This is a genomic window from Burkholderia sp. LK4, from assembly GCF_001043615.1.
Taxonomy (GTDB): domain Bacteria; phylum Pseudomonadota; class Gammaproteobacteria; order Burkholderiales; family Burkholderiaceae; genus Burkholderia; species Burkholderia cepacia.
This window is the reverse complement of record NZ_LDUL01000021.1, coordinates 1-14,239: the sequence shown is the minus strand read 5'-3', so window position 1 is coordinate 14,239 and position 14,239 is coordinate 1. Positions and strand designations below refer to the sequence as shown.

Here is a 14,239-nt window from a genome sequence, read left to right as displayed (position 1 = left end):
ACACGAAATTCCTGACAGGCCCGCTTGGGCCAGCGACCTGAATTCGCCGGCATCGCCGATACCATCCTCGTTCGCATCGATCCAGACTTGCAGCCCGTTCAGTTCCGCGCCGGACAATTTGCCGTCGCGGTTCGCGTCGCGCGACTGGAGCGCGCTGACGCTTACTCCCCACCGGTTCGCGTCGAGCAGGACAGGCGTCTTGTCGGCGATGGAAGCGGCTTTGTCGAATGCAGCGCTTTTGGCTTCGTAGAATGCACCGATCGGGTTGTACCAGCCGGGCGGCATCGTGAACCCGTAATCGTTCCGGCCCCCGTAGGTAAGCGTTCGGGAAATGATCTGGCTAAGGTCGAGGAAACTCGTGCCGCTCAGCAGTCCTGTTGTGCGATATCGCGACAGCAGGCTGTCCGCAAAGGCAGCATCGCGGACGTTGGACAGGTCGTAGCGCTGGCCTCCGTTCACGACGAAATTGCGATCGGCAACGCCATCGCCGTTGGTGTCTTCGCGGATTACGCTGGCGCCTTCGCCGAGGCGGGTTTCTGTTTTGATGTTGTCGAACACGCCGTCGCTGTTGATGTCGGTCCGCGTGGTGGCAATTCGGCCATCATCTGTGTAGCGAGTTTCCTGAAGCTTGACGCCATTCGCTGCGTACCTCACATACTCCATCATCTGGCCAGTCGGGCCGTATAATGTTGCAGCACTCATTACCCCGCTGTTGTACTCGTTGACTTGCGTCGAGCCCGTAGAGAAAATCAGCTTCGTCGATATGATAAAACCTGTCGCCATATCCAGCACATAACTCTCTCCGACAACTGGCGCTTGAGACAACCGCTTTTCCGACGCTCCGTAAGCTGATCCGCTTTGCTCATAGTATGTCGTATCCGGATTCGCCCCGGGATATGCCCGAGATAGGTAGTTTTCTGCCACCTCGAGCATGATCCTCTCCAGCACCTCGGCAGCTATTTTCCCAACATTGGCTTCGTAGACCCTAGTGAATGCATCCTTGATGTTAAACCCCGGGGCCGCAGCGTCATCCTCTCGATCTCCCAATACAGGAATCACTCTCTTATCTTTTTTCGAGATTTCTCGGGCCACCACCCAATTGTTATAAGCCGCCTCGGCCTCTCGTGTCACTCCAACCATTGCGGCCGAGTGATAGTCGTCTTTTTTTCCCGTCATGTATTCCTGCTCACGAGCCTGATCCCGACTGTGATTTACGTAATGTCCGATTTCATGACTGAGCACACCAACAAACACTGCGGGGTCGAGGTCTTTATAAGTTCCACCGTTATATTTTGAAAAGACAATCCCGGAACCATCTAGCCTCCAGAATATGCCACGCCCCTCATTTGAGACTTCCATTTCCCCGACGGCCCCACTAATTACATCAGCCTCATATGCAAGCAATTGCCGCACAAGAGTGTCACTTTTATTGATAAGATCGATCACCTCAGCATTGAGATGCAACTTGGCAAACATTTTTTCACTACCAGATATCATGACCATAGCACTATCTCCCCACAAATCCCTGACTCAACCCCACCTCAATGAGGCACCCATCGCTGCCAAATCTAAAATAAGCCTGAACGATCGCTGTTGAATCACCCCTATATATATACTCCCCACCGAAACCGACAAAATATCGACCCTTGCCATTAAAAACATCCAACAGATCGACATTCGTCACGCACACCATATCCGGATTCAATTTGAATCGAATTTGAACCCTCATCGGCTCACCGGCGCCTTCAAAGAACATTCCGTAATAAACCGCCGAATCTTTTTCAAATTCTTTCGCCTGACGTTCGGCTCGCCGAACCAGCCGGCGTCCAAACACCGTTGATGCTCCAGACGCCATATAATTGGCATCCTCCGTCACTGAAAAATCGACACGCAAGCTCCTGCCGACCGCATCAACGTCAGCCAGATTATCTGAATCAACAATATTTTTTACATCTTGAAGAAATTTCCGTCGCTCACGAACAGGCATCTCATTCACAGGAAGGGGGGCACATGCCGATATCGCAAATGCGACCAACGCTCCAAGTAAAATTATAAATCTACCCATTAAATCCCCCAACACCGCCCAACAACAAAAGCAAACCCTTCCGCCGCCTCACTCAAAAGTTTAAATAGGCGATTAACACACGACATAAAATTTCAATAGCACGGCTGCCCACCCGAATATCATCAGGAGCAAATCAAGCGATCAGCACACTGAAAATGTGTAAAGTGAAAATTTGCCGACAGCAACAACACCTCAACAGCACCTCAAAAACTTATTTCTCGATGACGTCATCGACAGCACTGCCGCAATCAACCAGATGCGTATTCACAAACACTTGCGCCTCATCCACCATCGCTCACACATCATGCATTCTGTCGATTTTTGTAAATACCAACTCGGGAGACGCATCCACTACCTGAAATATGAAAAATAATCCTCGTTTTTGCACCCTCATTGTCACGCACGTACATCATAAACGCATTTATATCCATAATCGGATATCCCCCAACATCGTCAAATACATCAATGAAGTCGTATGGCGCAATACAGATCACCTCAAAATCCACCGGAAACGATATCGAAACCCTAAATGAATCACTCCCTTTAGTCTGGAATATGTCATAAGTAAATTCTCGATGTCGATAATATTCTTTAGAAAATGCGTAGCGCGTCACATTGATGGAATACCCCTTGATAGAACGATTATCCTCTCCGATGACGGAAATCTTTGAATTTCGCTGATAGCCAACCCTCATCAACTTAGAAACAAATCCTACGTCTTCCAGATCACCCGAATCTGCAACAGCTTTGACATCACTCAAGAACTGATACGGCGACCGAATTGGCAGTTCACTTGCCGGCTTAATTACGCACGCCGAGGTAATCCCAACAACTAAAATTAGTAACCCTATATTTTTTGTACGAATCGTGTCTCTACTCACATCACCTCACTGTTCATATCAGTCCCCTGCCCACCTTCCCAAGCTCACCGCCCAACCTCCATCGGCCCCTCAAAAGATATAGAAAGAATTGAAAGAAAACAAGGGAAGTTATTATTTTCAGACACATACTAAAAACAAAAACAATTTCGTAACTATCCGATTACTCACTGCCCCAACCTCATCAGCAAATCGACACGTTGCCCCCCCAAGCCAGTTCGCAGCCCCTATAAGAGCCATCGGCTTATACGCTGCCCGTTGCTCGAGCGTTCGGAGTGAGTCGTTTGAGGTCAATGCGATAGGCACCGGCTTGTAAACTTTCGGCGCGTCGCGTTTACTTTCACTTTTTGCGTGAATGCCTTGGCCCTGGAAACACCGTGCTGGACGGAAACTGAATTTGTCGACCTTGACCTTGGCGACGCGCGCTTGAACAACGAATACATGTGTCCGCAGGGCCAGGCATTGCCTTACAGCACGACCATTCGGGTCGGCTACCGGGAATACAAATCCAACGCGCAGATCTCCCGACGCTGCCCGGTACGGGCGCAGTGCACGAACAGTGCGAACGCGGTGAAGGTGGGGCCCGCCATGTCTGGGAGCGCGCCAAGGAGCAGGGGGCGCCAGGCGGCTAACCGAGTGGGGTCAACGCGTTTACGCGCGGCGCAAGGAGACGATGGAGCGCAGCTTCGCCGATGCCAAGCAACTGCATGGGCACCGTTATGCCCGCATGCGGGGGCTCCGCAAGGTGGCCGAGCAGTGCTTGTTGGCCGCGATGGCACAAAACATCAAGAAGATTGCGATGCTGCCGGCACGGCAGCGGAAAAAAGGGCCCGCGGGTTCCCGCTTGGCTATTCGCACGCGGCCTGCTGTGCCTGGTAAGCCGTTTGTGCAGCCCATCGGCCTACTCGCTTCTCGCGATCCTCCAAGCCGGCTCCTAGAAAAACAAAACCCCACGCTTCGAAAAACGTGGGGTTCGTCAGCAGTCCGAGCCGACGTATGGCCGGCTTTCCCGCTTGAAACGATTACGACGCTACATCAGTCGCCTGATGGAATCATCGCAAACAACATGCCAATGCCACCCCGACATCAAACATCAAACTTCACACCCTGCGCCAGCGGCAGCTGCCGGCTGTAGTTGATCGTATTCGTCGCGCGGCGCATATACGCCTTCCACGCATCCGAACCCGACTCGCGGCCGCCGCCCGTTTCCTTCTCGCCGCCGAACGCGCCGCCGATCTCCGCGCCGCTCGTGCCGATGTTCACGTTGACGATCCCGCAGTCGCTGCCCGCTGCCGACATGAACTGCTCGGCCTCGCGCATGTCGTTCGTGAAGATCGCCGACGACAGGCCTTGCGGCACCGCGTTGTGCAGTTCGATCGCGTCATCGAAGTTGTCGTAGACCATCACGTACAGGATCGGTGCGAACGTCTCGCGCTCGACCACGGCCGATTGCTTCGGCATCCGCACGATGGCCGGACGCACGTAATACGCATCCGCGTGACCGACGTCGACGCGCTCGCCACCCTTCACCTCGCCGCCCTGCTCGCGTGCGTCGCCCAGCGCCTTCTGCATCGCATCGAACGATGCGCGATCGACCAGCGGGCCGACCAGCGTGCCTTCTTCAAGCGGGTTGCCGACCTTCACCGACGCGTAGGCCTTCTCGATGCGCGGCAGCAGTTGCTCGACCAGGCTGCGATGCACGATCAGGCGGCGCAGCGTCGTGCAGCGCTGGCCGGCCGTGCCGACCGCCGCGAACGTGACCGCGCGCACCACGAGATCCAGGTCCGCGCTCGGCGCGACGATCATCCCGTTGTTGCCGCCGAGTTCGAGGATGCCGCGCGCGAGACGCTGGCTCAGCACCTTCGCGACTTCCTGGCCCATCCGCACACTGCCCGTCGCGCTGACGACCGGCACCTTCTTCGACGCCGTCAGCACCTCGCCGACATCGCGCATGCCGAGCACCAGCTGGCTCAGGCCCTTCGGCGCGACGCCCGGATGCGTCTTCTCGAACTCGCGGAGCGCCTTCTCGAGCAGCACGTGGCACGCGATCGCGGTGAGCGGCGTCTTCTCGGACGGCTTCCACACGACCGAATCGCCGCACACGAACGCGAGCGCCGCGTTCCAGGCCCACACCGCGACCGGGAAGTTGAACGCCGAGATCACGCCGCACACGCCGATCGGGTGCCACGTTTCCATCATCCGGTGGCCCGGGCGCTCGGAGGCGATCGTCAGGCCGTAGAGCTGGCGCGACAGGCCGACCGCGAAATCGCAGATGTCGATCATTTCCTGCACTTCGCCCAGGCCTTCCGACGTGATCTTGCCGGCTTCGAGCGTGACGAGGCGGCCCAGTTCGGCCTTGTGCTCACGGAGCACGTTGCCGAACACGCGCACGAACTCGCCGCGCACCGGCGCCGGCACCGTGCGCCACTTGAGGAATGCGTCGTGCGCGGCGTCGATCTTGCGCTCGGCGTCGGCGGGCGTGTCGACGGCCAGCGTCGCGAGCGTCGCGCCGTCGAGCGGCGAACGTGCGGTCAGCGCATTGCCTTTCCACTGGGCGAGATCGATATCGAGCGCGGCAAGAATGTCGTTGAATTGCATCACTTCCTCTTCAGGGACAGATTGATCGGTGCGGCGGCAGCGCCGCCCGCGTGATTCGATTGGAGCGCGTTCGCGCGCCCTGTGCAAGCGGATGCGCCGCGCGGCAGGCCCGGTGCGCCGTGCGGCGCATTGCGCCGCGCCACCGCCGGAAGCCCGGCCGGACGGCGCGCTCCCGCCTCGCAAGGCACGATCCATGAAACACATTGTCGGTGGCCACAAGTCGGGCCGCTATTGATATTAACTCACGACTTCATTCCCAAAACGCAACAACTCGGCATGCCGATCCGATGCGCTTGCGCGCCGATACGGGACGCTTCCAAAGCCCGTAGACGGGCAGGAGGACACATCGCGACACGACGCAAGTTGATGACAATCCTGCATCACCCTGTGCGGAAATATCGTTTGCCGGCCGTGCATCGGGCACACACAATCGTTGCGACGTCGAGGTGCAACGCACCCGGCGCGCCGCCGGCCGCCACAACGGCAGCCGGACGCCTGACGAAGGCGACACGCACCGCGCCCCGGCTCACCGGCGCGCTTTCGCACCGCATCACCGCTGCCCGGCCCGCAGCAGGCAACGCGTCGCGCTTCGTCACCGAAAAATAATCCCGGAGACAGCGCCCAGCGCCCGCCATGCATTCAGATGCCCGCCCCGATTCGCCTCGTCCGTCCGGCTCGCCGCCCGCGAAGCCGTCCCTCCACCGTGCGCTGCAGGCACGCCATCTGCGGATGATCGCGATCGGCGGCTCGATCGGCACGGGCCTGTTCGTCGCGTCCGGCGCGTCGATCTCGCAGGCCGGCCCCGGCGGCGCGATGCTCGCGTACCTGGTGATCGGCCTGATGGTCTATTTCCTGATGACGAGCCTCGGCGAAATGGCCGCGTTCATGCCGGTGTCGGGCTCGTTCGCGACCTACGGCGCGAAGTTCGTCGACGAAGGTTTCGGCTTCGCGCTCGGCTGGAACTACTGGTACAGCTGGGCCGTGACGCTGGCGGTCGAACTCGTCGCCGCGCAGCTCGTGATGCACTACTGGTTCCCGCACGTGCCGGGCGTCTGGTGGAGCGCGCTGTTCCTCACGTTGATCTTCGCGCTCAACGCGCTGTCGGTGCGCGGCTTCGGCGAAGCCGAATACTGGTTCGCGCTGATCAAGGTGCTGACGGTGCTCGCGTTCGTCGGCGTCGGCCTGCTGATGATCTTCGGGATCATGCAGGGCGGCCCGAGCGCGGGCTGGGGCAACTTCACGATCGGCGACGCGCCGTTCGCCGGCGGCTGGGCAACGATGCTCGGCGTCGCGATGATCGCGGGCTTCTCGTTCCAGGGCACCGAAATGATCGGCGTCGCGGCCGGCGAATCGGAAAACCCGCGCACGACGATCCCCCGCGCGGTGAAGCAGATCTTCTGGCGCATCCTGCTGTTCTATGTGTTCGCGATCTTCGTGATCGGCGTGCTGATTCCCTATACCGACCCGAGCCTGCTGAAGAGCGACGTGACCGACATCGGCGTGAGCCCGTTCACGCTCGTGTTCCGCCACGCGGGCCTCGCGTTCGCGGCCGGTGTGATGAACGCGGTGATCCTGACGGCCGTGCTGTCGGCCGGCAACTCGGGCATGTACGCGTCGACGCGGATGCTCTACAACCTCGCGGTCGAAGGCCGCGCGCCGAAGATCTTCGCGAAGCTGTCGCGCGGCGGCGTGCCGCGCAACGCGCTGTATGCGACGACGGCCGTCGGCGCGCTGTGTTTCCTCACGTCGCTGTATGGCGACAAGACGGTCTACCTGTGGCTGCTGAACACGTCGGGCATGGCCGGCTTCATCACGTGGCTCGGCATCGCGGTCAGCCACTACCGGTTCCGCAAGGGGTTCCTGAAACAGGGCTACCGGCTCGACCAGCTGCCGTACCGGTCGAAGTGGTTCCCGTTCGGCCCGCTGTTCGCATTCGCGTTGTGCACGGTCGTCGCGCTCGGCCAGGATTACCAGGCGTTCCTCTCCGACAAGATCGACTGGGTGGGCGTCGCCGCGACCTACATCGGCCTGCCGTTCTTCCTCGCGATCTGGCTCGGCTATGCACTCGTGCGCAAATGCCGCCTCGTGCGCTACGAAGACATGGAAATCGCGCCGTGGATCGAACGCAACGTGACACCCGAAACCGCGCCGCAGGCCGAAACCGGCTACGCGGGCTACATCGCCCGTCCGGCCAGCCCGACGCCGGGCACCTGACCGCGCGGATCGGCCCGCACCAGCCCACTTCGCACCGGCCGCCGCCAAGTCGCGACAGCCGGTGCCCCGCGCCCCCATTCGACGCGGCGCGCGCGTTCAGGCAAGATCGACGCGCGCCGCCTGTTTTTCCGCCGTCACGAGTCAACGAAATCGCATGCAGAACTTCTACGAAGCCACCGTTACCCGCCAGCCCTACCCGCAACTGACCGGCACGATCGATACGCAGGTCTGCATCGTCGGCGGCGGCCTCGCCGGCCTGTGCACGGCGCTCGGCCTGGTCGAGCGCGGCGTGCATGACGTCGTCGTGCTCGACAGCGAACGGGTCGGCTTCGGCGCCTCGGGCCGCAATGGCGGCTTCGTCTTCGGCGGCTACAGCCTCGACAACGCCGACCTGCTGCGCACGCTCGGCCGCGACGAGGGGCGCCGGCTATACCGGCTCACCGTCGATGCGGTCGACCTGATCCGCGCGCGGATCGCGCGCTACGGCATCGACTGCGACATCGTCGACCAGGGCGTGATGCTCGCGAACTGGTTCGACGATCCTTCGAGGCTCGACAGCGTGCGCACGCTGATGAAGGACGAACTCGGCGTCGACTGGGAACCCGTTTCGACGGACGCGCTGCGCAAGCGGCTGAAGACGCAGCGCTATTACGGCGGCCTGTTCGAGCCGAACGCGTTCCACTTCCATCCGCTCAAGTACGTGCTCGGCGTCGCGGGGGCCGCATCGCGAGGCGGCGCGCGCGTGTACGAACGCTCGGCCGCGCTCGGCATCGCGCGCGAAGGTGCCGGGTACGTCGTGCGCACCGCACAGGGCACGGTGCGCGCGAAGGACGTCGTGTTCGCCGGCGGAGGTTATGCACGCGGCGTGTCGCCGCGCATCGAGCGCGCGGTGCTGCCGATCGCGACCTACGTGATCGCGACCGAGCCGCTCGGCACGCGCCTGCCCGACGCGATTGACGCACCGTACGCGATCTACGACACGCGTTTCGCGTTCGACTATTACCGCCCGCTGAAGGACACGCGCATCCTGTGGGGCGGCCGGATCTCCGTGCTCGACCGCGGCCCCGACGCGATCGCCCGCCTGCTGCGGCGCGACCTGCTGCGCGTGTATCCGCAACTGGATGACGTGAAGGTCGACTACGCGTGGGGCGGCCTGATGAGCTACGCGCGGCACAAGATGCCGCAGATCGGCCGCGACGCGGACGGCGTGTGGCACGCGATCGCGTTCGGCGGCCACGGGATGGCGCCGACCACGGTCGCCGGCGAAGCGCTCGCGGCCGCACTGGCCGAAGGCCGGCCGGTGCCGGAAGGCTTCAACGCGTTCGGGCTCACGCGCACGTTCGGGCTGGCGGGCCTCGCGGCTGCGCAGCTCACGTACACGGCGTACCAGGCCCGCGACGCGCTCGCGTCCTGCCGCCGCTGAGCGGCCGCGGCGGCCGGAACCGCCCCGCCGATTAGAGCGGAAGGTCGGCCGGGCGGGGATTTCCCGCATGCTAGAATGCCTTTTCCACGCCGCCGAAGCCACAATAAAGTCACATGAAAGCAGGAAGCAAGGCCGCCACGTCCGATACCCGCGCGCTTCCGTCCGATGCGCGGCGCAAATACGATCCCGAGCAAACCAAGCGCAACATCCTCGATGTCGCCACGCAGGAATTCTCCGCGATGGGGCTCGCCGGCGCGCGCGTCGACGCAATCGCCGAGCGTACCAACACGACGAAGCGGATGCTCTACTACTACTTCGAAAGCAAGGAAGGCCTGTACGAGGCCGTGCTGGAGAAGGTGTACGGCGACATCCGCGCACTCGAGCAGGAGCTGCACGTCGGCGACATGGAGCCGCGCGAAGGCATGCGCCGCCTCGTCGAATTCACGTTCGACTATCACGACAAGCATCGCGACTTCGTCCGCCTCGTGTCTATCGAGAACATCCACGGCGCGAAGTATCTCGAACAGCTCAAGTCGTTCAAGAACCGCAACGTCAGCATCATCAAGACGCTCGAGGAACTGGTCGAGCGCGGCGCGGCGAGCGGCGCGTTCCGCAAGGACATCGACGCATTCGACCTGCACCTGCTGATCAGCTCGTTCTGCTTCCACCGCGTGTCGAACCGCTACACGTTCGGCGCCGCGTTCGGACGCGACCCGTCGGCGCCGCGCCTGCGCGCCCGGCATCGCGACACGATCGCCGACGCCGTGCTGCGCTACGTCGCCGCATAAGCGACGGCGGCGGCCGGTTTCCCGGCCGGCCTCATACCGGGCGCGCGATATCCGCGCCCGTCGCCTTCTCGTGGGTCAGTCCGTCGGCGCGGCCGACGCCAGTGCGATCCGCGCCTTCTCTTCCGGGCTTCCCGCCACGTAATACTTCTTCGCCCAGCTCGAATCGGGCGCAAGCGCGAGCCGCGCATGCGTGCCCGTGCCGGTGCCCGTGCCGTGCTGCTTCGCATTGATCGTCAATGCCCGCGCGCGATAGTGCTCGTAAAGCCGCAGGAATTCCGCGAGATAGATCGCCGCGATCCGCTGGTCGCGGATCTCGAGCAGGTTCTCGTCGTTGTACTGCTCCGAGTTGCGGCTCATGTTCGCCGAACCCGTATAGATGACGGGATTCGCGCCCTCCGCATCGATCACGATGAACTTGTGATGGATCACGACGGGCGGGAAGGCGGGTGCCGGTTCACCCGGAAACAACCGCAATTCCGGCTCGAAACCCTGCGGCACGGTGGCCGGCGAAAAATACGCGGCATCGATCACGTCGCGGTTGTCGCGGCTGCGGTGATACAGCTCGAGGTTCGCGAGCGTCGCCGCATCGAGCGTCTGGCCGGCCTGCTGCGCGGCATCGGCCTTCGTCGCGCTGCCGGCGTTGATCCTGTTCACCAGCCCGAACATCATCAGCCCGCGGTCGCCGGCCGCGAAGCACGCGTCGCGCAGCGCCGCGTCGGTCGGCATGAACAGGCAGAACGACACCGAATGCTTCGCGGCCGCGATCGCGGCGACGATCGTGTCGATCTCGGTGCGCTGCCCCGCCGGCTCCGGCGAAAACGCGAGCCGCACCTGCGCGCTGCCGATCGTCATCGGTTCCGACCAGCCCGGCGACAGCCGCGCGGTCGCCGCGATCGGCGGATTCCCGGCCAGCGCATGCGCACGCGCGTTGTAGAGCGCGGCAAGCTCGGGCGAATCGAACGCGTGCAGCACGTTCGCCTGCTCCGTGAGCCCCTCGGTCGTGAAGTTCGCGGAGCCGGTCAGCACACGCGCGGGCGCCGGGTTCGACGCCGCATCGGTCACGATGAACTTGTCGTGCATGATGTGCGTCCTGTCGCGCGGCGCGAGCGTCGCGAGCCCCTGCAGCGCGTCGACGGCCGGCTGGTTCGGCGACGGTAGCGGCGGCTTGCCCTTGCGCGCCTTCGTGTGCGCGTCGTAGACGATCGCGAGCGACGCTTCACCGTGGGTGCGCCCGAACGCTTCGAACGCGGGCAGCGCCCACAGCGTGTCGGTCAGGTGATAGACGGCCGACGCCGCGCGCGATGCCGGCTCGAGCATCTCCGCGAACACCTGCTCCATGTCGTTCGCGAGCCAGGTGCGCAGCTTCAGCGCCTGCGCGTCGCTCGGCGCCGCATTCGGCGCGAGGCCCAGCGCCGCCACCTGCTTGGCGAACGCCTGCGAACTGACCACCGCGCGGTTGAACCACGTGCCGATGCCGTCCTCGACATGGGCGGGCAGCACGACGTCGCACACACCGGCTTGCGCGTCGAGTACCTGCAGATTCGCCGGCGTGCCGACGACCGGATACACGTCGTAGCGAAACGACGCGCCGCGATCCTGCGGATCGATGCGCGCATCCCACCACATGAATTTCTGGATCGGCGCCTGGTCGGTCGGCGCGTCGCCCTGTGTGTGCGCGGCCGGGCCGTCGAACGTCAGGCGGTTCGGCAGCCAGCTGTCCGGCGCGCGCGTCTTGCCGTCGGCCGACCAGAAGCCCGGCGTGCGCCGGATCGCGAAACCGAGGAAATCGGCACGCGACGCCGCATCGGGCCAGTCGAAGGCCAGCAGGACCAAGGTGGGGGAAAGATAGCTGCGCACGCTGACGGTCATTCGTTGCTCCCTGGCCTGGCGGCCGGTCGAGGTGAATGAGTCAGTCTTGACGGCGGTTCTTCCCGCGGAATGACGGTTCGATGAACCTTGTATGTCCGGCGCGCGTCAGTCGCACACGAGCAGCTCGATCCCGCGCGCGGTCAGCGCGCGGCGCACGGCCTTGTCGGGCGCGCGCTCGGTCACGAGATAGCGCGCGGCGGCCGTGCCGTTGATCCGCACCGGCGTCACGCGGCCGAATTTCGAATGATCTGCGACGATCATCGCCGTGCCGGCCGCCGCGATCATCCGGCTGCGCACCTCGGCCGCGAGCCGCGAGTAGTCGGTGCATTCGCCGTCGGGCGTGATGCCGCCGGCGCCGATGAACGCGAAATCGACGTGGTACTGCGCGAGTTGCTGGATCGTGTCGAGCCCGAAGGTGGCGTCCTCGTCGTCGGACAGCTCGCCGCCGAGCAGCGTCACGCGATTGCCGTTGCGTCGCGCGAGCACGAACGCGGTGCGCCAGTCGTTCGTGTAGATCGACAGCCGGTGCCGGTCGGCGAGCGCGAGTGCAACCGCATGCGGCGTGCTGCCCGAATCGATCAGCACCGACGCATCGTCGGGCACGAACTCGGCTGCGCGCCGCCCGATCGTGCGCTTCGCTTCGGCATTCGCGGCTTCGCGCTCCGACAGGCTCGGCTCACGGCGATCCGCGGCCAGCGCGCCGCCGTGCGTCATCACGAGCAGGCCGCGTGCGGCCAGTGCGTTCAGGTCGCGCCGCACGGTCTCGCGCGACACGTCGAGCGAGCGGACGAGTTCCGCGACCGACAATGCGCCCGACCGTCCGAGCTCCGACAGGATGAATTGATGACGTTGTTCCGCCAGCATCGCGTGTGCGCCCGAGGCGACTGGTAATGGGTAAGCCGCCCATTGTATTACGGCCGTTTGACCGGCATTTGACGGCGGCGGGACGCCGGGCGGGCCGCGTTTCCCGAAAGCGAAATTCTGTATTGCCCGACGCGCGCGAATCGGCGCGGCGCCGGTTGCTACACTTTGCGCTTCGCCGAACGACAGACCAAGCAAAGGGGCTCGCGCCATGTATCGCAAAGGCAGTGTGATCGAAATCCAGTTTCCACCCGAACGACTCAACGACGCGGCCGGCGATCCGTACTGGATAGACCTGACGCTCGACGAGGCCCGCCGGCTCTACGAACAGCTCGCCACGCGCTTCGCGACCGACGCCCGCGCCAACCAGCCGCTCGACACGTTCTCGATCGACTGATCTCCGCTGCTTCACGCCCTTCCGCTGCGCACGCCGGGCGGCGCTCGTCCCGTTCCCTCGGCACCGACCGGCCCGCACCGACGGCCGCACGTGGTGCACGTGGCGCACATTCGGCACGCCGCATGAGTGCAGGATTCGACAAGACGCCGGCATCGCTTCCCCCGATACTGGCCGACTTCACGATTCTGTCCGGCCGCATCGCGGCCCGCCATGCATGCTGACCTCGCTCGTCGCCGCCGCTTTCGTCGCACTCTGGTCCACCGGCTTCATCGTTGCCCGGGCCATCAAGCCCTACGCCGATCCCAACCTGTTCCTGCTTGCGCGTTTCGCGGGCACGGCCGCGCTGTTCGGCACGGTGGCGCTCGTCGCGCGCGCGCCGTGGCCGGCCCGGCGCGAATGGCCGCGCCACCTGATCGCGGGCGCGCTGCTGCAGGGCGTCTATCTCGGCGCGAGCTACTGGGCCGTCGCGCAAGGGCTGAACGCAGGCGTCATGGCACTGCTCGGCGCGCTGCAGCCGCTCGCCACCGCCGTGCTCGCCGTACCGCTGTTCAACGAGCGCCTGCCCGCGCGCGGCTGGCTCGGGATGGCGCTCGGGCTCGCCGGCGTCGCGCTCGTGCTCACGCCGAAGGTGACGGGCGGTGTCGCGTCGGCGCCGGGCGCCGCGCCTGCGTGGCTCGTCGTCGCCGTCTCGGTGCTCGCGGTCGGGTCGATCACCGCCGGCTCGCTGTACCAGAAGGGCAAGCTCGCGCAAAGCGACCTGCGCACGGCGGTTGCCGTGCAGAATTTCGGCGCGGCGATCGTCGCGGCCGTCTTCGTCGCGCTGCTACACGAAACCCGCTGGATCGGCGCGCCGGCGCTGTGGGTGTCGCTGGTGTGGGGCGTCGTGTTCCTGTCGGGCGGCGCGGTCACGATGCTGATGTGGATGCTGCGCCGCGGCAACGCCGCGCGCGCGACGTCGCTGCTGTTCCTCGCGCCGCCGCTGGCCGCGCTGCAGGGCTACTGGCTGTTCGGCGAAACGCTCGCGGCGATCCAGCTCGCCGGCTTCGCGCTCGCGCTGGTGGGCGTCGTGCTCGCGCGGCGCTGACGCGCGCCGCCGGGCCGGGCCGGGCCGGGCCGGTGCACGTGTCGGTGTCGGTGTCGGTGTCG

The 14,239-nt window shown here is 63.7% G+C and carries 10 protein-coding genes and 2 pseudogenes; 6 read left to right on the top strand and 6 right to left on the bottom strand.

Going from position 1 to position 14,239, the window contains the following annotated elements:
- The 3 genes and pseudogenes from VK92_RS42885 to VK92_RS41690 all read right to left on the bottom strand — a co-directional run.
- Positions 1 to 1,503, bottom strand: a pseudogene (locus VK92_RS42885) (calcium-binding protein); the annotation flags it as partial.
- 4 nt (positions 1,504 to 1,507) lie between these two features.
- On the bottom strand, positions 1,508 to 1,987 hold the full coding sequence (locus VK92_RS41695; protein WP_131723359.1) for a hypothetical protein: 480 nt from the start codon (positions 1,985 to 1,987) through the stop codon (positions 1,508 to 1,510).
- A gap of 380 nt (positions 1,988 to 2,367) precedes the next feature.
- Positions 2,368 to 2,826, bottom strand: a complete 459-nt coding sequence (locus VK92_RS41690) for a hypothetical protein (RefSeq protein WP_131723360.1) — start codon at positions 2,824 to 2,826, stop codon at positions 2,368 to 2,370.
- Positions 2,827 to 3,375: 549 nt separating this feature from the next.
- Here VK92_RS41690 and VK92_RS39835 point away from each other — a divergent pair.
- Positions 3,376 to 3,881 (top strand): annotated as a pseudogene (locus tag VK92_RS39835) (transposase); the annotation flags it as partial.
- A gap of 148 nt (positions 3,882 to 4,029) precedes the next feature.
- Here VK92_RS39835 and amaB read toward each other — a convergent pair.
- Positions 4,030 to 5,541, bottom strand: coding sequence for an L-piperidine-6-carboxylate dehydrogenase (gene amaB / locus VK92_RS11675; protein ID WP_021161161.1), 1,512 nt, complete (start codon positions 5,539 to 5,541; stop codon positions 4,030 to 4,032).
- Between the two features lie 633 nt (positions 5,542 to 6,174).
- Here amaB and VK92_RS11670 point away from each other — a divergent pair.
- The 3 genes from VK92_RS11670 (at position 6,175) to VK92_RS11660 (ending at position 9,966) form a co-directional block, all read left to right on the top strand.
- Positions 6,175 to 7,755 (top strand): amino acid permease, encoded by a 1,581-nt coding sequence (locus VK92_RS11670; RefSeq protein WP_048023369.1) that lies wholly within the window; start codon positions 6,175 to 6,177, stop codon positions 7,753 to 7,755.
- 154 nt (positions 7,756 to 7,909) lie between these two features.
- Positions 7,910 to 9,178: an NAD(P)/FAD-dependent oxidoreductase gene (locus tag VK92_RS11665; protein ID WP_048023366.1), complete on the top strand. Its 1,269-nt coding sequence runs from the start codon at positions 7,910 to 7,912 to the stop codon at positions 9,176 to 9,178.
- A gap of 113 nt (positions 9,179 to 9,291) precedes the next feature.
- The gene (locus VK92_RS11660; RefSeq protein WP_011353990.1) at positions 9,292 to 9,966 is read left to right on the top strand and encodes a TetR family transcriptional regulator; all 675 of its coding nucleotides are present in this window, start codon (positions 9,292 to 9,294) and stop codon (positions 9,964 to 9,966) included.
- 75 nt (positions 9,967 to 10,041) lie between these two features.
- Here the strand turns inward: VK92_RS11660 and VK92_RS11655 are convergent, their stop codons facing one another.
- Positions 10,042 to 11,835, bottom strand: coding sequence for a phospholipase D-like domain-containing protein (locus tag VK92_RS11655; RefSeq protein WP_048023363.1), 1,794 nt, complete (start codon positions 11,833 to 11,835; stop codon positions 10,042 to 10,044).
- Positions 11,836 to 11,940: 105 nt separating this feature from the next.
- Positions 11,941 to 12,699, bottom strand: a complete 759-nt coding sequence (locus VK92_RS11650; RefSeq protein WP_021161157.1) for a DeoR/GlpR family DNA-binding transcription regulator — start codon at positions 12,697 to 12,699, stop codon at positions 11,941 to 11,943.
- Between the two features lie 208 nt (positions 12,700 to 12,907).
- On the opposite strand from VK92_RS11650, the gene VK92_RS11645 reads away from it, so the two are divergent.
- Positions 12,908 to 13,093 (top strand): hypothetical protein, encoded by a 186-nt coding sequence (locus tag VK92_RS11645; RefSeq protein WP_021161156.1) that lies wholly within the window; start codon positions 12,908 to 12,910, stop codon positions 13,091 to 13,093.
- A gap of 214 nt (positions 13,094 to 13,307) precedes the next feature.
- Positions 13,308 to 14,177: a DMT family transporter gene (locus tag VK92_RS11640; RefSeq protein ID WP_048023361.1), complete on the top strand. Its 870-nt coding sequence runs from the start codon at positions 13,308 to 13,310 to the stop codon at positions 14,175 to 14,177.
- Positions 14,178 to 14,239: the final 62 nt, after the last annotated feature.